The organism is Pseudomonas sp. ChxA (genome assembly GCF_030263855.1).
Classification (GTDB): domain Bacteria; phylum Pseudomonadota; class Gammaproteobacteria; order Pseudomonadales; family Pseudomonadaceae; genus Aquipseudomonas; species Aquipseudomonas fluorescens_CB.
The window spans coordinates 1902203-1922094 of sequence record NZ_JARPMK010000001.1 but is presented as its reverse complement, the minus strand read 5'-3'; the positions used below and the strand labels follow the sequence as shown (position 1 = coordinate 1922094).

Annotated in this window: 22 protein-coding genes; 14 read left to right on the top strand and 8 right to left on the bottom strand. The window is 58.5% G+C overall.

Annotation, left to right across the window (positions count from 1 at the left end; all coding sequences use genetic code 11):
• Positions 1-155 precede the first annotated feature (155 nt).
• The 6 genes from rfbC to P5706_RS08585 all read right to left on the bottom strand — a co-directional run bounded on the left by rfbC (position 156) and on the right by P5706_RS08585 (position 5631).
• Complete coding sequence (gene rfbC / locus P5706_RS08610; protein WP_285678991.1) at positions 156-701, bottom strand: dTDP-4-dehydrorhamnose 3,5-epimerase; 546 nt, start codon at positions 699-701, stop codon at positions 156-158.
• Positions 701-1585 (bottom strand): glucose-1-phosphate thymidylyltransferase RfbA, encoded by an 885-nt coding sequence (rfbA, locus tag P5706_RS08605; RefSeq protein ID WP_285678990.1) that lies wholly within the window; start codon positions 1583-1585, stop codon positions 701-703. Before rfbA ends, rfbC begins: the two co-directional genes overlap by 1 nt.
• 2 nt (positions 1586-1587) lie before the next feature.
• Positions 1588-2484 (bottom strand): dTDP-4-dehydrorhamnose reductase, encoded by an 897-nt coding sequence (rfbD, locus tag P5706_RS08600; RefSeq protein ID WP_285678989.1) that lies wholly within the window; start codon positions 2482-2484, stop codon positions 1588-1590.
• On the bottom strand, positions 2481-3551 hold the full coding sequence (rfbB, locus tag P5706_RS08595; protein ID WP_285678988.1) for a dTDP-glucose 4,6-dehydratase: 1071 nt from the start codon (positions 3549-3551) through the stop codon (positions 2481-2483). The genes rfbD and rfbB overlap by 4 nt, the downstream gene beginning before the upstream one ends.
• Positions 3552-3555: 4 nt before the next feature.
• On the bottom strand, positions 3556-4530 hold the full coding sequence (locus tag P5706_RS08590; protein ID WP_285678987.1) for a glycosyltransferase family 2 protein: 975 nt from the start codon (positions 4528-4530) through the stop codon (positions 3556-3558).
• Positions 4531-4770: 240 nt separating this feature from the next.
• Positions 4771-5631, bottom strand: coding sequence for a DMT family transporter (locus P5706_RS08585; RefSeq protein WP_285678985.1), 861 nt, complete (start codon positions 5629-5631; stop codon positions 4771-4773).
• A 420-nt stretch (positions 5632-6051) separates the two neighbouring features.
• On the opposite strand from P5706_RS08585, the gene P5706_RS08580 reads away from it, so the two are divergent.
• Together P5706_RS08580 and P5706_RS08575 are read left to right on the top strand one after the other, a co-directional pair.
• Complete coding sequence (locus P5706_RS08580) at positions 6052-6843, top strand: CPBP family intramembrane glutamic endopeptidase (protein ID WP_200431934.1); 792 nt, start codon at positions 6052-6054, stop codon at positions 6841-6843.
• A 73-nt stretch (positions 6844-6916) separates the two neighbouring features.
• Positions 6917-8482, top strand: coding sequence for a methyl-accepting chemotaxis protein (locus P5706_RS08575; protein ID WP_285678984.1), 1566 nt, complete (start codon positions 6917-6919; stop codon positions 8480-8482).
• Between the two features lie 102 nt (positions 8483-8584).
• Here the strand turns inward: P5706_RS08575 and P5706_RS08570 are convergent, their stop codons facing one another.
• On the bottom strand, positions 8585-9277 hold the full coding sequence (locus P5706_RS08570) for an alpha/beta family hydrolase (protein WP_285678983.1): 693 nt from the start codon (positions 9275-9277) through the stop codon (positions 8585-8587).
• Between the two features lie 79 nt (positions 9278-9356).
• On the opposite strand from P5706_RS08570, the gene ccoN (P5706_RS08565) reads away from it, so the two are divergent.
• The 8 genes from ccoN (P5706_RS08565) (at position 9357) to ccoP (P5706_RS08530) (ending at position 16227) form a co-directional block, all read left to right on the top strand.
• Entirely contained in the window at positions 9357-10781 is a 1425-nt protein-coding gene (gene ccoN, locus P5706_RS08565) for a cytochrome-c oxidase, cbb3-type subunit I (protein WP_138814392.1), read from the top strand.
• A 10-nt stretch (positions 10782-10791) separates the two neighbouring features.
• Positions 10792-11400 carry a cytochrome-c oxidase, cbb3-type subunit II gene (gene ccoO / locus P5706_RS08560; RefSeq protein WP_017134815.1) on the top strand — a complete coding sequence of 203 codons (609 nt, stop codon included), beginning with the start codon at positions 10792-10794 and terminating at the stop codon, positions 11398-11400.
• A 3-nt stretch (positions 11401-11403) separates the two neighbouring features.
• Positions 11404-11604 carry a cbb3-type cytochrome oxidase subunit 3 gene (locus P5706_RS08555; protein ID WP_056861518.1) on the top strand — a complete coding sequence of 67 codons (201 nt, stop codon included), beginning with the start codon at positions 11404-11406 and terminating at the stop codon, positions 11602-11604.
• Positions 11601-12548: a cytochrome-c oxidase, cbb3-type subunit III gene (ccoP, locus tag P5706_RS08550; protein ID WP_200431935.1), complete on the top strand. Its 948-nt coding sequence runs from the start codon at positions 11601-11603 to the stop codon at positions 12546-12548. Before P5706_RS08555 ends, ccoP (P5706_RS08550) begins: the two co-directional genes overlap by 4 nt.
• Before the next feature lie 463 nt (positions 12549-13011).
• On the top strand, positions 13012-14454 hold the full coding sequence (ccoN, locus tag P5706_RS08545; RefSeq protein WP_138814388.1) for a cytochrome-c oxidase, cbb3-type subunit I: 1443 nt from the start codon (positions 13012-13014) through the stop codon (positions 14452-14454).
• A complete protein-coding gene (gene ccoO, locus P5706_RS08540; RefSeq protein ID WP_056861521.1) occupies positions 14454-15062 on the top strand; it encodes a cytochrome-c oxidase, cbb3-type subunit II in 609 nt (202 codons plus the stop codon). Before ccoN (P5706_RS08545) ends, ccoO (P5706_RS08540) begins: the two co-directional genes overlap by 1 nt.
• 5 nt (positions 15063-15067) lie before the next feature.
• Positions 15068-15253 (top strand): CcoQ/FixQ family Cbb3-type cytochrome c oxidase assembly chaperone, encoded by a 186-nt coding sequence (locus P5706_RS08535; protein WP_005790274.1) that lies wholly within the window; start codon positions 15068-15070, stop codon positions 15251-15253.
• Positions 15250-16227 (top strand): cytochrome-c oxidase, cbb3-type subunit III, encoded by a 978-nt coding sequence (gene ccoP, locus P5706_RS08530; RefSeq protein ID WP_200431936.1) that lies wholly within the window; start codon positions 15250-15252, stop codon positions 16225-16227. Before P5706_RS08535 ends, ccoP (P5706_RS08530) begins: the two co-directional genes overlap by 4 nt.
• Before the next feature lie 95 nt (positions 16228-16322).
• On the opposite strand, the gene P5706_RS08525 is transcribed toward ccoP (P5706_RS08530), so the two are convergent.
• Entirely contained in the window at positions 16323-16739 is a 417-nt protein-coding gene (locus P5706_RS08525; protein ID WP_285678982.1) for a hypothetical protein, read from the bottom strand.
• A gap of 294 nt (positions 16740-17033) precedes the next feature.
• Between P5706_RS08525 and P5706_RS08520 the strand changes: the two genes are divergently transcribed.
• The 4 genes from P5706_RS08520 to P5706_RS08505 all read left to right on the top strand — a co-directional run bounded on the left by P5706_RS08520 (position 17034) and on the right by P5706_RS08505 (position 19890).
• Entirely contained in the window at positions 17034-17288 is a 255-nt protein-coding gene (locus P5706_RS08520) for a type II toxin-antitoxin system Phd/YefM family antitoxin (RefSeq protein WP_285678981.1), read from the top strand.
• Positions 17288-17698 (top strand): type II toxin-antitoxin system VapC family toxin, encoded by a 411-nt coding sequence (locus tag P5706_RS08515; RefSeq protein ID WP_285678980.1) that lies wholly within the window; start codon positions 17288-17290, stop codon positions 17696-17698. Before P5706_RS08520 ends, P5706_RS08515 begins: the two co-directional genes overlap by 1 nt.
• Positions 17699-17905: 207 nt before the next feature.
• Positions 17906-19333 carry a cytochrome c oxidase accessory protein CcoG gene (ccoG, locus tag P5706_RS08510; protein WP_285678979.1) on the top strand — a complete coding sequence of 476 codons (1428 nt, stop codon included), beginning with the start codon at positions 17906-17908 and terminating at the stop codon, positions 19331-19333.
• A 17-nt stretch (positions 19334-19350) separates the two neighbouring features.
• Positions 19351-19890 (top strand): FixH family protein, encoded by a 540-nt coding sequence (locus P5706_RS08505; RefSeq protein ID WP_056861526.1) that lies wholly within the window; start codon positions 19351-19353, stop codon positions 19888-19890.
• The last annotated feature ends 2 nt before the right edge of the window (positions 19891-19892 follow it).

The window sequence follows — 19892 nt, the reverse complement described above, 5'->3', positions numbered from 1 at the left end:
GAGAACGAAGGGCCTGCGGAATTCTCGATTACTGCAAATTGACGTGCAGCGCTGGAACGGAAAGAGGAATGGAAAAACCTAATCTTTCACTCTTAAATAGAATTAAAAAACTTCAGTTTACGCCCACCCGTCTCTCCTTTGACAATTGCCTATGCTTATTCAAACACCTCAGCATCTGCGATGAATTTGGCACTTGCATCCTTCGCAGCCAATATCACATCCCCCTCAAATGGCCAATCAATAGCCAGCGCGGGATCATTCCAACGGATACTACGCTCATACTCAGGAGCGTAGTAATCCGTGGTTTTATAGAGAAACTCCGCCGTCTCAGAGAGCACAACAAAGCCATGCGCGAAGCCTTCCGGCACCCATAGCTGGTGTTTGTTCTCGGCAGACAAATAGGTCCCTACCCATTTGCCGAAAGTCGCGGAGCTACGACGAATGTCCACAGCCACATCAAATACTTCGCCTTGGACTACACGTACCAACTTCCCTTGGGCCTGTTGGATTTGGTAATGCAGCCCGCGCAATACACACTTTGCCGATCGCGAATGGTTGTCCTGGACAAATTGCACAGGGCGACCGATAGCACTTTCAAACTGTTGGTGATTGAAGCTTTCGAAGAAAAAACCCCGATCGTCGCCGAATACCTTGGGTTCAAATAGCACTACTTCAGCAATAGCTAATGGCGTTGCTTTCATTAGTAAATGGTCTCGCTCAACAGCCGCTTGAGGTATTGCCCGTAACCGTTTTTGGCCAGTGGAGCCGCCAGACGTTCAAGTTGCTCAGCATCGATCCACTTCTGACGGAACGCAATTTCTTCAGGGCAGGCAACTTTAAGACCCTGGCGATGCTCCAGAGTGGCGATAAAGTGACTTGCTTCAAGAAGAGACTCGTGGGTACCGGTGTCCAGCCAGGCGTAACCCCGCCCCATGATCTCGACAGAAAGACTGCCTCGCTCCATGTAAACGCGATTGAGGTCTGTGATCTCCAGCTCGCCACGAGGCGAAGGCTTGATGCTTTTGGCAATATCAACTACTTGCTGATCATAGAAATACAGCCCGGTGACCGCGTAGTTCGATTTCGGCTTGAGCGGTTTCTCTTCCAGGCTCATTGCCTTGCCCTGCTTATCGAACTCCACCACGCCATAGCGCTCCGGATCGTTCACGTGATAAGCAAAAACGCTCGCGCCTTCCTCGCGGACCATTGCACTTTTGAGCAACTGATCAAAATGATGACCGTGATAAATATTGTCACCCAGCACCAGGGCAGATAAATCATTACCGATGAAGTCTTCGCCAATGATGAATGCCTGCGCCAAGCCATCCGGTGAAGCCTGCACGGCATACGAAATGTTCAAGCCCCACTTGCTGCCATCACCTAAAAGCTGCTCGAAGCGCGGGGTGTCCTGCGGCGTGGAGATGATCAGGATGTCGCGAATCCCCGCCAGCATCAGCGTGGTCAGCGGGTAATAGATCATCGGCTTGTCATAGACCGGCAGCAATTGCTTGGAAATCGCCAAGGTTGCAGGATGCAGACGGGTGCCTGAACCGCCGGCCAAAATAATGCCTTTACGTTTTTGCATGTTCATTTCTCTAGAATTTCTACGAGCATCCGTGCCACGCCGTCCTGCCATTGAGGCAAGCGCAGTGAGAAGGCATTCTGCAGTTTTTGAGTGTTGAGTCGGGAGTTGCCGGGGCGCTTGGCGGGCGTGGGGTACGCGGCGGTGGTGATCGCGTCTACGTTTGCCGGTTCGACCTTGAGCTGCACGCCGGCCGCTTGCGCCTGTTCGAGCACGAAACGGGCATAACGGTGCCAGGTGGTCTCGCCCGCTGCTGCCAAGTGATAAACCCCGCTCAGTTGCGGGTTCACACCGAGCGTGCGGATAGCGTGGGCGGTGATGTCGGCCAGCAGGTCAGCGCCGGTCGGCGTGCCAAACTGGTCGTCAATCACGTTCAGGCTGTCGCGCTCGCTGGCCAGGCGCAGCATGGTCTTGGCGAAGTTGTTGCCGCGCGCGGCATAGACCCAGCTGGTACGCAAGATCAGGTGCGCGCAACCACTGGCCTGAATGGCCTGCTCGCCTTGCAGCTTGGTCGAACCGTAGACGCTCAGCGGGCCGACCGGGTCGCTTTCCAGCCACGGCGTGTGGCCGGTGCCGGCGAACACGTAGTCGGTGGAATAGTGCACCAGCAACGCATTCAGCTTCAGCGCCTCGGCGGCCAGCACTGCCGGGGCTTCTGCGTTCACACGCAGGGCTTGGGCGGGCTCGCTCTCGGCTTTGTCGACGGCGGTGTAGGCAGCGGCGTTGACAATTACGTCAGGCGCGAAGCGCTGCACGGTCGCGGCCAAACCTTGCAGGTCGTTGAGGTCGCCGCAGTAGTCCTGGCTTTTGGAGTCGAGCGCAAGCACTTGGCCCAAAGGGGCCAAGCTGCGTTGGAGTTCCCATCCCACTTGGCCATTTTTGCCAAGCAGAAGGATCTTCATGCCGTACGCTCGGCGTAGTTCTTTTCAACCCACTCGCGGTACGAGCCGGATTGGATATTGCTGACCCAACCCTGGTTATCCAAGTACCACTCGACGGTCTTGCGGATACCGGTTTCGAATGTTTCAGCCGGCTTCCAGCCCAACTCACGCTCCAGTTTGCGCGCGTCGATGGCATAGCGGCGGTCATGGCCCGGGCGATCCGTCACGTAAGCGATCTGATCGCTGTAAGGCTTGCCGTCCGCTTGAGGGCGCAGTTCGTCGAGCAGCGCACACACGGTGTGGACGATATCCAGGTTCGGCTTCTCGTTCCAGCCACCGACGTTGTAGACCTCGCCCACAGTGCCGGCTTCCAGTACACGACGGATGGCGCTGCAGTGGTCTTTCACGTACAGCCAGTCACGAATTTGCTGGCCATCGCCGTACACAGGCAGCGCTTTACCCGCCAGTGCGTTGACGATCATCAGCGGAATCAGTTTTTCCGGGAAATGGTACGGACCATAGTTGTTCGAGCAGTTGGTCGTCAGCACCGGCAGACCATAGGTATGGTGATAGGCGCGGACCAGGTGATCGCTCGCGGCCTTACTCGCCGAGTACGGGCTGTTTGGCTCGTACTGGTGAGTTTCGGTAAACGCGGGGTCGTCCTTGGCCAGGGAGCCGTAGACTTCGTCAGTCGACACGTGCAGGAAACGGAAGGACTGCTGCGCTTCGCCTTCCAGGCCTTTCCAGTAGGCACGTACCGCTTCCAGCAGACGGAAAGTACCGACGACGTTAGTCTCGATAAAGTCTTCCGGGCCATGGATAGAACGGTCGACGTGCGACTCGGCAGCGAAGTTCAGGATCGCGCGTGGCTGGTGCTCAGCGAGCAAACGCTGCACCAGTTCGGTATCGGCGATATCGCCCTGTACGAACACATGGCGCTTGTCACCCTCGAGCGAGACGAGGTTCTCCAGGTTGCCAGCGTACGTCAGCTTATCCAGGTTAATGACCGGCTCATCTGTCTGAGCTACCCAGTCCAATACGAAGTTTGCACCGATAAAGCCAGCACCGCCGGTTACTAAGATAGTCATTGAGTCAGATCTTTTTCAGTAGTGTTGCAAAAATTAGCCCGAGGTTCCCCATGAACGTCTGCCGATATAAACCGGCAGACCAGAACCCCAGCACTCGTCTAAATAACGTTTGACTCCGTGCGCTTTTAAAGCGTGCGAGGGTCGTTCGATGCTCTTCGCAAAGACGATGCTCCATGGCTTCGAGTGCTCGAATATTCTGTTCGTTCCACTCGTAAAAACGTCCTTGAAAGATCATCCGCAGCCGAACCAGACGCGCTGCCCAGCTGGAGTTGCTGCCAATCAGATTTTCATCATGCTGACGGTACTGCATTCTAGGCACAGCATCGTAGTGAACGACACCTCCCGCGCCTGTAACGAGTTGATACGCCCACCAATCATGGGAGGGCACAATGACATCCGCACCTGCCTCGATGATCAGTTCGCGCGCGGCTTGGTTGAAAACCATGGTATTGCCGCCCGCAATGCTCTGGACCAATGCATTCGAGAAATGTGGAGGTAGCGCGAAAAGGGGAGAAAAACCAAGCGCAGTGCCCGAATCGCCGACCAACTTAGTCCGGCCGCAATAAAGTGCTGGCACATTCGAAGGCTGGTTTTGCAACCAGTCGACAGCCACCTGCAGTTTCTCATCGTTCCAGATATCGTCCTGATCACACCAGGCAAAATAATCCGCCTGAATCTCAGAACGACAAGTCAACGAGAGGAAATTTGCCACGAAGCCTTTCTGAGGGCCAGATACCACACTCAAACGATCGCTGCCCCAACGATTACAGTACTGCTGAAAAATCGCTGGCGAGCCATCTTTGGAACCATCATCGGAGATGAATAATCTCCAGCCATGGTGACTCTGCCGCTCAATGGAGTCGAGCTGTTCCGCAAGAAACGTCTCACCATTGTACGAGCACATCAGCACCGCAACGTTCGCCAAGCTAACGTCATTCGGGAGAGTATTAGAAAGACTGCGCGATGCGAATATAGACACAATATCCCTTTGCGAGCGTACTACATATCCTGCAGGGAGGTAGGATATAGGCCACAATAAGGTCGGAATTATTACAGGATTGGCCTGTAAGAGCAATCTTACTTGTGACCGATGGTCGACCACACAGGGCTCACCAAACGCTCTAAAGCGAGGCGTTGCACCTGTTAGGTGCAACGGGCAATTAGTCGCACGCTTATGGAACAATTAACTTGACCAGTTACAGTCAGCTCAGCGCCTTATTCAGCGCCTACGAAACACAAACCCCAAGCCGACAATGATCAACCCCATCCCCAGCACGCTCAACAGCGCAAGCCGATTGCCAAAGATCAGGTAATCCATCACCGCCGTCACCGCCGGCACCAGGTAAAACAGGCTGGTGACATTCACCAGATTGCCACGCGCGATCAGTCGATACAGCAGCAACGTCGCCAGCAACGACACCACCAACCCCATCCACAGCACCGGCAGGTAAAAGCTCGCGCTTTGCTCAAAGTGGAACGGCTGGAATGGCACAAACACCGCGCACAGCAGCAGCCCTGCCACGTACTGCACCGGCAGCGTGCCCAACGGGTTGTCGGTGATACGTTTTTGCATGATCGAACCCAGCGTCATGCTGGCCAGCGCCAGCAAGCCGAACAGCATCCCGGCCAGGGACATACCCGACAGCCCGATGCCCTGATAGACCACCATGATCAACCCCGCCAACCCCAGCCCAAGGCCGAACAACCGGCTTAACGAGCGCTGACGCTCCACCAGCACCACCGTGAGGATCGGCTGCACCCCCATGATGGTGGCCATCATTCCTGGCGTGACTCTGAGGTCCAGGGCCAGCAGATAGAAAATCTGATACGCGCCCAACAACACCAGGCCGGTCGCCGCCGCGTACAGCATGGGTTTGCCGGTGCGCGGCAGTTTCAGCTTGAGGATCGGCACCAGGATCACCAAGCCCGCCAGGGCGATGGCAAAACGGATCAATAAGAAGGCAAAGGGTGAAGCATGAGCCAGGCCCCACTTGGAGAAAATCGCCCCGCTACTCCACAGCAGGACAAACAGGCTCGTCGAGGCCGCCGCGGCCGCGGATTGTTTCGAAAAAACAGACATGGTTACCACCTGTCATCAGGCAAAAAAAGCCGATTCAGCAGACGCTGAGATTCAATAGGTTTTTTCAGGCGGGCAGACGGGAGCAGCGTTTCGCTGATCAGCCCGTAATGCCAACACCCGGCGGTGATACGACTGCGTACACCGGCGTGCTACTGACAGGTGGGGGATAGTGACTGATCTGCGCAGGCTGCTTATTCGCGCACGGCACGACCACAGCGTTGACCGCTGAATCGACTACCGCTATGCGCTGGGAAGCTGGCATGTGCTGATCTTTTTGAAAGGATTAAGGCCGGCAAACTATAACCAGCCGCCAACCGGTTTTGCAATCACTTCACCCAGGCGTTTTGCGTGGAAGAGTTTTCATGCCTGCAACGAAAACCGGTCGTTATAATGCTGGCCGGTTTTTTTCAAGGATTTCACATGATTGCTCTGCCCTGGCTGTACCTGGTGCTTCTTTCCATTGGCTATGTACTGGCCTTGACCTACGGGCAGTTGGGCATGCTGGCGGCGGTCTCCGTGGTCATGCTGCTGATCGCGGGTTACGCCGTTCGCCAGCAACGCAACCCGTGGGCGCGTTACCTCGGGCACGGCTTGTTTATCGTGCTGGCGCTGGGCCTGGCGATGCATTGGTTGCCAGGCTTCTATAACGGCCGTGGCATCGCACCTCAACGCTTAACGCCTGATTCGGTGCCCTTCTCGATGTACCTCAACCAGGACAAACCGTTGATCGGCTTCTGGCTGCTGCTGGCCTGCCCCTGGATCGTGGCGCGCAGGTCCTTGCGCCTGTCGATATGCGTGACGGCGCTGGCGTTGACCCTGACGGCAGTCGCAGCGTTGGGCGGCGCCATGGCGCTGGGGATGATCAGTTGGGCACCCAAATGGCCGGAACAAGCGTGGCTGTGGGTATTGAACAACCTGCTGTTGGTGACCTTGATTGAAGAGGCGCTATTTCGTGGCTACATCCAGGGCGGCCTCAGCGAGCGCTTCAAACACCTGCCTTACGGCGAAAACGTGGCACTGCTGCTGGCCTCGCTGCTATTCGGTTTGGTGCACCTGGGCGCAGGTTGGCATTGGGTATTGCTGGCAAGCATCGCGGGTGTCGGTTATGGCTTGGCGTATCGCTTTGGTGGGTTGGGCGCTGCAATCGCCACGCACTTTGGGCTGAACCTGCTTCACTTCGGGTTGTTCACCTACCCGATGCTGGCCGGCTGATTATTGCAAAAATAAGTTAAATAAAAGCCCGCAAGCGCCGATAACCCCTGAAAGCCTTGCGGATTGAACAACCATGCGTAATAACCAGCCCGTTACCCAGCGCGAACGTACCTTCCCCGCTCAGCAACGGTTGATCTCCACCACAGACGCCAAAGGTGTGATTACCTACTGCAACGACGCTTTCGTCGAAATCAGTGGGTTCACCCGCGACGAACTGGTCCGAGCGCCGCACAACCTAGTGCGTCACCCGGATGTACCGCCTGCGGTGTTCGCGCACATGTGGTCCACGCTCAAACAAGGCTTGCCATGGATGGGCATCGTCAAGAACCGCTGCAAGACCGGCGATCACTACTGGGTTAACGCCTATGTGACGCCAGTCTTCGATGGCAACCAGGTGATCGGTTACGAATCGGTGCGCATCAAGCCCACCGCCGAGCAGATCCGCCGGGCCGAAGCGCTCTATCAACGCATCAACCAGGGCAAGTCGGCCGTGCCGCAGCGCGACAAGTGGCTGCCGGTGTTGCAGGACTGGCTGCCGTTTATCCTGGTCAGCCAGCTGAGCTTCATGATCGGTGCATCGCTCAATTCCCACTGGGGTTTTGCCCTGGCGGCGGGTTTGTCGGTGCCACTGGGTCTGCTGGGGCTGAGCTGGCAGCAGCGTGGCCTCAAGCGTTTGCTGCGTTTGGCTGAGCAGACCACGTCTGACCCGCTGATCGCGCAGATGTACACCGACAGCCGTGGCGCGCAGGCGCGGCTGGAGATGTCGATCCTCAGCCAGGAAGCGCGCCTGAAGACCTGTCTGACCCGCTTGCAAGACACGGCTGAACACCTCAACGACCAAGCGGCGCAGTCCAACACCCTGGCGCATAAAAGCTCCAGCGGCCTGGAACGCCAGCGTGTCGAGACCGAACAGGTGGCCACGGCGGTCAACCAGATGGCCGCGACCACTCAGGAAGTCGCCAGCCATGTGCAGCGCACGGCGGATGCTACCCAGGAAGCCAACCGCCTGACCGGTCGCGGCCGCGACATCGCCGGGGAAACCCGCGAGGCGATCCAGCGTCTGTCGGTGGCTGTGGGCGAGACGGGTGCAACCGTGACCCAACTGGCCAAGGACAGCGATGAAATCGGCGGCGTCGTCGATGTGATCAAAGGCATTGCCGACCAGACCAACCTGCTGGCACTGAACGCAGCCATCGAAGCGGCGCGTGCCGGTGAGATGGGCCGAGGTTTTGCGGTGGTGGCCGACGAAGTTCGCCAACTGGCGCAGCGCACGGCGGAGTCCACCGGGCAGATCCATACGCTGATCGCCAAGCTGCAACACACCGCAGCGGCGGCCGTGCAAACCATGGACGCGGGGCATCGCCAGGCCGAAGAAGGGGTGGCGCGGGTGATGGAGGCGGATCAGGCGCTGGTGGGCATCAGTGAGGCGGTGGCCAATATCACCGACATGACCACGCAGATTGCAGCCGCGACCGAAGAACAGAGCGCAGTGGCCGAAGAGATCAGCCGTAACATCAGCACGATTGCGCTGTTGGCGGATCAGACCTCGGAACAGGCCATGAACTCGGCGCAATTGAGTGAAGAGCTGACGCATACGGCGAATACCCAGTATTCGCTGGTAGAGCGTTTTAACCGGTAGAACCTTGTGGCGAGGGAGCTTGCTCCCGCTGGAGGGCGAAGCGCTCCCAAGATTTTGGGGCCGCTTCGCAGCCCAGCGGGAGCAAGCTCCCTCGCCACGGTTTCAGTGAACGCCCAAAAACTCAGCCACCTTCACCGCAGCCGCCTCCAAATGCTGCTCATGACTAAGACCCGAAGCCTTCAACGGCTTCAAATCATGATCCCCCGCCACCAGCCACAACACTTCGATGCTCGGCGACAGCGCATACCCTTCCACCGCCGCCCGGTTACCCAGCGCATCGCGCTCGCCCTGCACAATCAACGTCGGCGTCTTCAGGCCGGCCAGATGCTCAACCCTTGGTTTCTCCGGTTTGCCCACCGCATAAAACGGATAGCCCAGACACACCAACCCATCCGCACCCAGTTCATCCGCCAACAAACTGGCCATGCGCCCACCCATGGATTTGCCGCCAACCGCCAATTTCCCAGCGACATGACGTCGCACCTCGGCATACACCTCACGCCAGCATTCAAGCAGTTTCGGTGCCGGGTTCGGCGGGCGCTTGCCGCCGTCCAAACGGCGCTGGGCCATGTACGGAAATTCAAAGCGCAACACGTTCACGCCATGCCCGGCAAGGCGTGCAGCCATATCGTTCATGAAGGATGAGTCCATCGGGGCGCCAGCCCCGTGGGCCAGGATCAGCGTCACAGGTATACGTGCGCTAGCCACGGTCGCTGCATCCCACAACCAGCCGCGCTCGCGCACACACTGCGCCCATTGATCCCCGTCAATACTGGCCTTGTGCTCTTTGCCCATGCTTGCCTCGCTTTTTAGTCTGCCTATAACTCCAGCCCAAGTGCCGCATTTGCTTGGGTTGAACCGTGGATGGGGAACCATGAACACTACTTTAAGTACCGCCTATAACTACAAGGTGGTCCGCCAATTCGCCATTATGACGGTGGTGTGGGGCATCGTCGGCATGGGGCTCGGGGTTTTTCTCGCCGCCCAATTGGTATGGCCTGCGCTCAACTTCGATTTACCCTGGACCAGCTTCGGCCGTTTGCGCCCGCTGCACACCAACGCGGTGATCTTTGCCTTTGGTGGCTGCGCACTGTTCGCCAGCTCGTTTTACTCGGTGCAACGCACCTGCCAAACCCAACTGTTCGCGCCGAAAATTGCCGCGTTCTGCTTCTGGGGCTGGCAGCTTGTAATTGTACTGGCCGCTATCAGCCTGCCACTGGGCTACACCACCTCCAAGGAATACGCCGAGCTGGAATGGCCGATCGCCATTCTTATCGCCGTCGTCTGGGTTGCCTACGGTGTAGTGTTCTTCGGCACCGTGATGAAGCGCAAAACCAAGCACATCTATGTCGGCAACTGGTTCTTCGGTGCGTTCATCATCACCGTGGCCATTCTGCACATCGTCAACCACGCGTCCTTGCCAGTGAGCTGGACCAAGTCCTATTCGGCCTACGGCGGTGCGACGGATGCGATGGTGCAGTGGTGGTACGGGCACAACGCGGTAGGCTTTTTCCTCACCGCAGGTTTCCTGGGGATGATGTACTACTTCGTGCCCAAGCAGGCCGAACGTCCGGTGTATTCCTATCGTTTGTCCATCGTGCACTTCTGGGCGCTGATCACCCTGTACATCTGGGCCGGTCCCCACCACTTGCACTACACCGCGCTGCCGGACTGGGCACAGTCGCTGGGCATGGTGATGTCGCTGGTACTGCTGGCACCCAGCTGGGGCGGCATGATCAACGGCATGATGACCCTCTCGGGCGCCTGGCATAAGTTGCGCAGCGACCCGATCCTGCGCTTCCTCGTAGTCTCCCTGGCCTTCTACGGCATGTCGACCTTCGAAGGGCCGATGATGGCCATCAAGACGGTCAACGCCCTCTCCCACTACACCGACTGGACCATCGGCCACGTACACGCCGGGGCGCTGGGTTGGGTGGCGATGATTTCCATCGGCGCGCTGTACCACATGATCCCGAAAGTCTTCGGCCGCGAGCAGATGTACAGCCTTGGCCTGATCAACGCGCACTTCTGGCTGGCCACCATCGGCACCGTGCTCTACATCGCCTCGATGTGGGTCAACGGCATCGCCCAGGGCCTGATGTGGCGTGCAGTCAACGAAGACGGCACCTTGACCTACTCCTTCGTCGAAACCCTGGTGGCCAGCCACCCTGGCTTCATCGTGCGGCTGGTGGGCGGTGCGATCTTCCTCAGCGGCATGTTGCTGATGGCTTACAACACCTGGCGCACCGTGCGTTCGGCGCAACCCGTCGAAGCCACTGCCACTGCGCAACTGGCCTGAGGAGTCGATGATGAAACACGAAACGATTGAAAAAAACGTCGGCCTGCTGATGCTGCTGATGGTGCTTGCCGTAAGCATCGGCGGCCTGACCCAGATCGTCCCGCTGTTCTTCCAGGACGTGACCAACAAACCGGTGGAAGGCATGAAGCCCTACACCGCGCTGCAGTTGGAAGGTCGCGATATCTATATCCGCGAAGGCTGTGTGCAGTGCCACTCGCAGATGATTCGCCCGTTCCGCGCCGAAACCGAACGCTACGGCCACTACTCGGTAGCGGGCGAAAGCGTGTGGGACCACCCGTTCCTGTGGGGTTCCAAGCGCACCGGGCCGGACCTGGCACGCGTCGGCGCACGCTACTCGGACGACTGGCACCGCGCGCACTTGTACAACCCGCGCAACGTGGTGCCGGAGTCGAAAATGCCGGCCTACCCGTGGCTGGTCACCGCGCCGGTCGACAGCAGCCACACCGAGACCAAGTTGAAAGTGATGCGCACCCTCGGCGTGCCCTACACCGACGACGACATCAGTGGCGCCGTCGCCAGCCTCAAGGGCAAGACCGAGATGGACGCGCTGGTTTCGTACCTGCAAGTGCTCGGCACTGCCATCAAGAGCAAGAGGTGAGCCATGGGATTTGAATTCGATGCGGGCACGATCCGCGGCCTTGGCACGCTGGTGGTCGCCATCGCCTTTATCGGCCTGTCGCTGTGGGTGTTCAACAACCGGCGCAACGCGGACTTCGAGCAGGCCCGCCTGCTGCCGTTTGCCGATGAACCTTCCCCGTCCGACGCTCAAGAAGAGCCTGCAACAAGGAGCACCCAGCCATGACTACCTTCTGGAGTACATGGATCTGCGTATTGACCCTCGGCAGCCTGATCGGGCTGACCTGGCTGTTGGTCGGCACCCGCAAGGGCGAAACCAAAGGCAGCGTGGACCAGACCATGGGCCACGCCTTCGACGGCATCGAGGAATACGACAACCCGCTGCCCCAGTGGTGGTTCATGCTGTTCGCCGGCACCCTGGTGTTTGCGGTCGGCTACCTGATCCTCTACCCAGGCCTGGGCAACTGGAAAGGCGTATTGCCGGGTTATGAAGACGGCTGGACCCAGACCAAGGAATGGGACAAGGAAATGGCCAGGGCGGACGCCAAGTTCGGGCCGATCTTCGCCAAATTCTCGGCCATGCCGGTGGAAGAAGTGGCCAAAGACCCGCAGGCGCTGAAAATGGGTGGGCGCCTGTTCGCCTCCAACTGCGCGGTGTGCCACGGCTCGGATGCCAAGGGCGCGTATGGTTTCCCGAACCTGGCGGACAACCTCTGGCGCTGGGGCGGCTCGGCTGAAGCGATCAAGGCCACGATCATGAGCGGGCGGCACGCGGCAATGCCGGCCTGGGGTGAAATCCTCGGTGAGGACGGCGTTAAGAACGTCGCCGCTTATGTGCGGCATGACCTGGCCAAGCTGCCTTTGCCGGCCGACAACACTGCTGACCTAGTGGCCGGCCAAGCCGCGTTCAACACCACCTGCGTGGCGTGCCACGGCCCACAAGGCCACGGCATGGAAGCCATGGGCGCGCCGAACCTGACCGAGCCCGCCGGCTTCATCTACGGCACCAGCCTGGCCCAGTTGCAGCAGACCATCCGCCATGGTCGCCAAGGGCAGATGCCGGCGCAGGATGTACTGCAAGGCAATGACAAGGTGCACCTGCTGGCGGCCTATGTGTACAGCCTGTCCCACACCGCTGATGGCGCAACGCCAGAAAGCCAACCTGAGTAACTGCTGACTGCCTCCCCTGATCAGGGGAGGCCCGCTTAACTCTGGCGAGGGAGCTTGCTCCCGCTGGGCTGCGAAGCGGCCCCAAAATCCTGGAAGCGCTACGCACTCCAGCGGGAGCAAGCTCCCTCGCCACAGGTTCAGCGTTCGTTCTCGAAATTACGCGACCAAGTGTCGCACCCTTCCCAAGTCCAACTTTCCCCTCCTCACTTTCGGGTCTACGCTTGTTCCCACAGTGGACCAATCCTGGCCTACGCGACGGTATCCGTTGCGCCCCTTAAAATTCCTGTCCACTTGATCAGCTTTCCATTTCCGATTTTGTCCCTACGCAAAACATGGAAAGGGCGCAGAATCTGGCTCGGAACGCATTGATACAGGTCAGTCATTGCGTTGCAATGGCCCCTCGCTTTCTACATACTTGCGGCCGATTTTACCTATAAAAAAACCTAAACCGTGGAACCTTAGAATGAGCACAGCAATCAGTCCGACTGCTTATAACTATAAGGTCGTCCGCCAGTTCGCCATCATGACGGTGGTCTGGGGGATCCTTGGCATGGGGCTCGGGGTGTTTATCGCCTCGCAACTGGTGTGGCCGGAATTGAATTTCGGTTTGCCCTGGACGACCTTCGGCCGCCTGCGCCCGCTGCACACCAACCTGGTGATTTTCGCCTTCGGTGGTTGTGCGTTATTTGCCACTTCCTACTATGTCGTGCAGCGCACCTGCCAGACGCGACTGATCTCCGATGGCCTCGCCGCCTTCACCTTCTGGGGCTGGCAAGCCGTGATCCTCGGCGCCATCATCACCCTGCCGCTGGGCTACACCACCACCAAGGAATACGCCGAGCTGGAATGGCCGATCGCGATTTTGCTCGCCATCGTCTGGGTGACCTACGCCGTGGTGTTCTTCGGCACCATCGTCAAGCGCAAGACCAAGCACATCTATGTGGGCAACTGGTTCTACGGTGCCTTCATCCTGGTGACGGCGATGCTGCACATCGTCAACCACGCATCCTTGCCGGTGAGCTGGTTCAAGTCCTACTCGGCCTATGCCGGGGCGACTGACGCGATGATCCAATGGTGGTACGGCCACAACGCCGTGGGGTTCTTCCTCACCACCGGTTTCCTGGGGATGATGTACTACTTCGTGCCCAAGCAGGCCGAACGCCCGATCTACTCGTATCGCCTGTCCATCGTGCACTTCTGGGCGCTGATCACCCTGTACATCTGGGCAGGTCCGCACCACTTGCACTACACCGCACTGCCGGACTGGGCGCAGTCGTTGGGCATGGCCATGTCGATCATCCTGCTGGCGCCCAGCTGGGGCGGCATGATCAACGGCATGATGACGCTGTCGGGCGCCTGGCATAAATTGCGCACCGACCCGATCCTGCGCTTTCTGGTGGTATCGCTGGCGTTCTACGGCATGTCGACCTTCGAAGGGCCGATGATGGCCATCAAGACGGTCAACTCGCTGTCCCACTACACCGACTGGACCATTGGCCACGTACACGCCGGCGCGCTCGGCTGGGTGGCGATGATCTCCATCGGCGCGCTGTACCACATGATCCCCAAACTGTTCGGCCGTGTGCAGATGCACAGTGTCGGGCTGATCAACGCGCACTTCTGGCTGGCCACCATCGGCACCGTGCTCTACATCGCCTCGATGTGGGTCAACGGCATCACCCAAGGCCTGATGTGGCGCGCCATCAACGATGACGGCACCCTCACCTACTCCTTCGTCGAAGCGCTGCAAGCCAGCCATCCGGGTTACATCGTGCGCGCCCTGGGCGGTGCATTCTTTGCCTCCGGCATGTTCCTGATGGCCTACAACGTCTGGCGCACCGTGCGTGCCTCCGACCCGGTAGAAGCCGAAGCCGCCGCCAAGATCGCCGTTGTGGGAGCTCACTGATGAAGCATGAAGTAGTCGAGAAGAATATCGGCCTGCTGGCCTTCTTCATGGTCATCGCCGTGAGTATCGGCGGCCTGACCCAGATCGTTCCGTTGTTTTTCCAGGACGTGACCAACAAGCCGGTCGAAGGCATGAAGCCGCGTACCGCCCTTGAAGTCGAAGGCCGCGACGTCTACATCGCCAACGGCTGTGTGGGTTGCCACTCGCAGATGATCCGTCCGTTCCGCGCCGAAACCGAACGTTACGGCCACTACTCGGTGGCCGGTGAAAGCGTGTGGGACCACCCATTCCTGTGGGGTTCCAAACGTACCGGCCCGGACCTCGCCCGTGTTGGCGGGCGGTACTCCGATGACTGGCAGCGTGCGCACTTGTACAACCCGCGCAACGTGGTACCTGAGTCGAAAATGCCGGCGTACCCGTTCCTGGTGGAAAACAAGCTCGACGGCAAGGACACCGCCAAGAAGCTCGAAGTCTTGCGCACCCTGGGCGTGCCCTACACCGATGAAGACATCGCCGGTGCAGCCGCTGCTGTGAAGGGCAAGACCGAAATGGACGCATTGGTGGCCTACCTGCAAGGCCTTGGCACCATCATCAAAAGCAAACGGTGATCTTCATGGATATCGGGATGATTCGTGGCCTGGGCACCGTTGTAGTGATGGTGGCCTTTGTCGGCCTGGCGCTGTGGGTGTTCAGCCCGCGCCGCAAGTCGGAGTTTGACGACGCGACCATGCTGCCCTTTGCAGATGATCCCGAAGCCATCAAGCACGTCGAGCAAGCTTCTAGGAGTAACAAAGAATGACTACGTTCTGGAGTCTGTACGTCACAGTCCTCAGTCTGGGTACCATTTTCGCCCTGACCTGGCTGCTGCTGTCGACCCGCCGGGGCCAGCGCAGCGAGCAAACGGACGAGACCGTCGGCCACTCGTTCGACGGCATCGAGGAGTACGACAACCCGCTGCCAAAATGGTGGTTCATGCTGTTTGTCGGCACCATCATCTTCGCCCTCGGCTACCTGGCGTTGTACCCCGGCCTTGGCAACTGGAAAGGCCTGCTGCCGGGCTACAACTACCTCGACAACGACAAGCAAACCCCGTTCGCCAACGGCCAGACCGGCTGGACCGGCGTACACGAATGGGAAAAGGAGATGGCCAAGTCGGATGCCAAGTTCGGTCCGATCTTCGCCAAATTCGCCGCGATGCCGATTGAAGAAGTTGCCAAGGACCCGCAAGCCTTGAAGATGGGCGGCCGCCTGTTCGCCTCCAACTGCTCGGTGTGCCACGGCTCCGACGCCAAGGGCGCCTACGGCTTCCCCAACCTGACCGACGCCGACTGGCGCTGGGGCGGCGAGCCGGCCACCATCAAGGAAACCATCATGAAAGGCCGCCATGCGGTGATGCCGGCCTGGGCCGAGGTCATTGGCGAACAAGGCGTGGCCGACGTGGCGGGCTTTGTGGTGACTAACCTCGATGGCCGCAAACTGCCGGAAGGCGCCAAGGCCGACGTGGCCAACGGCGCGAAACTCTTTGCCGCCAACTGCGTGGCCTGCCACGGCCCGGCCGGTAAAGGCACGCCAGCAATGGGCGCGCCCGACCTGACGCATCCGGGTGCATTCATCTACGGTTCGAGCTTTGCGCAACTGCAGCAGACCATCCGTTACGGCCGTCAGGGCCAGATGCCGGCGCAGGAATTGCTGCAAGGCAATGACAAGGTGCACCTGCTGGCGGCGTATGTTTACAGCTTGTCCCATGGCGATGAGCCAGCCAGTCCGGAGTGATACGTTAAAATCACAAAAGCCCTGCCGATGTTGAATCCGCAGGGCTTTTTTGTATTGTGAGGATCAGGCACCCTCACGCAGCGGCCATATATGACTTATCGAGCTTCCGCGCCAGCTGTTGTTTCCTCATGCTCCCTCAACAACACGTCCATGTAGGCACGGATGTCCTGCCGGTCAAACTTGCCGTCGCGCTCGCCTTTGTCATCCATATCAATCGACGCGGTGAAACCGCCACGCTTGAGCACTTCCAAAGCGAGCACTTGGTCCGCCGAGGTAAATTTGTTTCCGGCCATACCCATGGCGATGTAACCCAAAAATTCTACCGTCAAAAAACCCCTGTTTTCAGGGTCTTCAAATCGCTCAAATTGGTTACCCAATAGCTTGCCCAGCTCATACCTGTCCATGTTGGCGTACACAGTGGACATCTCTCGCAGCGTTGCACGTGCATATTGGGCGTCTACAGCCGAAGGTGCTGAGGCGTTATAAGTTGGAAGCGTCGAAGAAATATTCAAGTTTTCATCTCATTAGTAGTAAGCAATCCCACACCCGACACGGGTGCTGGATGACGCATGAGTGTTCTATCTCAACGCCTCAGTTCCGCTCTCACATACGGACTTACACACTGCGTCACGCCGCCACACCTCTGGCCCGGACCGCCCTGTAGTGGGTGAGACAGATGTTCAGTCAGGCTGCGTTCCACTGATTAATCCCGAATGGACGCATGACCGCTGGTAACGACAAGCTTGATGCCTGTTATCGCCAAGTAGTAACGTAACTACATCGAACTCACCCAAGGGGAGTACCCCATGACCATCACCACCATTTCCAGTCGTGAATTCAATCAGGACACAAGCGGTGCCAAAAAAGCCGCCAATAAAGGCCCGGTTTTTATCACCGATCGCGGCAAGCCCGCCCATGTGCTGCTAAGCATTGAGGACTACCAGAAACTGACAGGTCTGAATGTCGACATCGTTGACCTGTTGGTGATGCCGGAAGCGGCCGAAATCGATTTCGAAACCGAACGTGCCGTGATCACTCACCGACCCGTGGACCTCTCTTGATGTATCTACTCGACACCAACGTAATCTCTGAACTGCGTAAACCCCACGCCGACGCCAGGGTAGTGGCCTGGGCAAAAAGTATTATCGCTGCGCGCATGTTCATCTCGGCCATTACGCTGAAGGAATTGGAAACCGCTGTACTGCGGATGGAACGCCGAGACCCGGTTCAGGGGAAAGCGTTACGGACATGGCTCAAACGCCATGTGATGCCAGCGTTCGATGCCAGGATATTGCCGGTTGATGCCGCCGTTGCGCTGCGTTGCGCGCATCTGCATGTGCCGGAGCAGGCCAACGAGAGTGACGCATTGATTGCCGCAACCGCTCTGGTGCATGGGCTCACCGTGGTGACGCGCAACGTCAGTGACTTCAAGTCCAGCGGGGTTCCATTGCTTAACCCATGGGACGAATGACCTGCTTACCGGCAAAAACCGGCCATACTTGCCAAGTCAATTGATCCAGATCACATATACCATCGATTGATATTCCCCAACGCGACCAAAGGTCGCACCCGTTAAGCAGCATCAGGGGCGTATCATTACGCCACTGCAACACCCCCAATTTGACCCCGGTTGGCACGTACTGGCCGAGGCAAATCTCCACCGCCGTGGGATGCAATGATGAGCAACCAAATACCGGTACATGACGTTAGCCCGCCTGCCAAAAACGCGAGCAGCTCTGACACCAAGACTGTCGATCTCTACGCCTCGCGCGAGAAAATCTACACCCGCGCCTTTACCGGCTTGTTCCGCAACTTGCGTATGGTTGGTGGCGCCGGTTTGTTCCTGCTCTACTTCGGCACCGTGTGGCTGAATTGGGGTGGCCACCAGGCGGTGTGGTGGAACCTGCCGGAACGTAAATTCTTCATTTTTGGTGCGACCTTCTGGCCTCAGGATTTCATCCTGCTCTCAGGTATCTTGATCGTCGCCGCGTTTGGCTTGTTCTTCATCACCGTGTACGCCGGGCGCGTGTGGTGCGGTTATACCTGCCCGCAAAGCGTGTGGACGTGGATCTTCATGTGGTGCGAAAAGGTCACCGAAGGCGACCGCAACCAGCGCATCAAACTCGACAAAGCGCCGATGAGCGCCAACAAATTCCTGCGCAAGTTCAGCAAACACACGCTGTGGCTGCTGATCGGCTTTGTCACCGGCATGACCTTCGTCGGCTACTTCTCGCCCATCCGCGAACTGGTGTTCGACTTCTTTACTGGCCAGGCCGATGGCTGGTCGTATTTCTGGGTCGGTTTTTTCACCCTGGCCACCTACGGCAACGCCGGCTGGTTGCGCGAACAGGTGTGCATCTACATGTGCCCGTATGCGCGCTTTCAAAGTGTGATGTTCGACAAAGACACCCTGATAGTGTCCTACGACCCGCGCCGTGGCGAAGTGCGTGGACCACGTAAAAAGGGCATCGACTACAAGGCTGAGGGCCTGGGCGATTGCATCGATTGCACGATGTGCGTGCAGGTGTGCCCCACCGGCATCGACATCCGCGATGGCCTGCAAATCGAGTGCATCGGCTGCGCCGCGTGCATCGACGCCTGCGACAACATCATGGACAAGATGGACTACCCACGCGGCCTGATCAGCTACACCACCGAGCACAACCTGTCCGGGCAGAAAACCCATAAACTGCGCCCGCGCCTGATCGGTTATGCCTTGGTGCTGCTGGCGATGATCGGCCTGTTGGCCGGCGCATTTTTCATGCGCTCGCTGGTCGGCTTCGACGTCAGCAAAGACCGCGTGCTCTACCGCGAAAACGCCGAAGGCCGCATCGAAAACGTCTACAGCCTGAAGATCATGAACAAGGACCAGCGCGACCACACCTACGTGCTCGACGCCTCGGGCCTGCCCGACCTCAAGCTGCAAGGCCGGCGCGAAATCAAGGTTGCCGCCGGGGAAATCTTTACTATGCCGGTAGAGCTTTCCAGCGCACCCGAGCAGTTGCCGTCGAGCACCAACGAGGTCAAATTCATTCTCAAGGATGCCGATGACGACAGCGTCCACATTGAAGCCAAGAGCCGATTCATCGGCCCACAAGTCCGCTAATAAAAGAGAGCACAACAATGCCCGCAGCTACTGCCGCAAGCCCTTGGTACAAGCACCTCTGGCCCTGGATCATCATTGGAATCCTGGCCTGCTCGGTGACCTTGACCTTGTCCATGGTGACCATTGCGGTGAAGAACCCGGACAACCTGGTCAACGACAACTACTACGAGGCTGGCAAAGGCATCAACCGCTCCCTGGACCGTGAGCGGCTGGCCCAGACCCTGCAACTGCGCGGCAAATTGCACTTGGACGAGTTGACCGGTGAAGTCGAGTTGCAACTGACGGGCTACAGCAACCCGAACACTCTGGAACTGAACCTGATTTCCCCGACCCAGCCGGAAAAGGATCGCAAGATCAACCTGACCCGCAGTGACAGCGAACCTGGGCGCTACATCGGCCAGGTGACAGACAAAGTAGAGGGCCGGCGCTTCGTGGAATTGCTCGGCGTGGAGGGCGACAAGACCTGGCGCCTGTTCGAAGAAGAAGAGGTCAGCCACGACAAGGACTTGCTGCTGGGTGATGAACCGTTGCAGGGTGCCGAAGACCTGAAAAAGTAAAA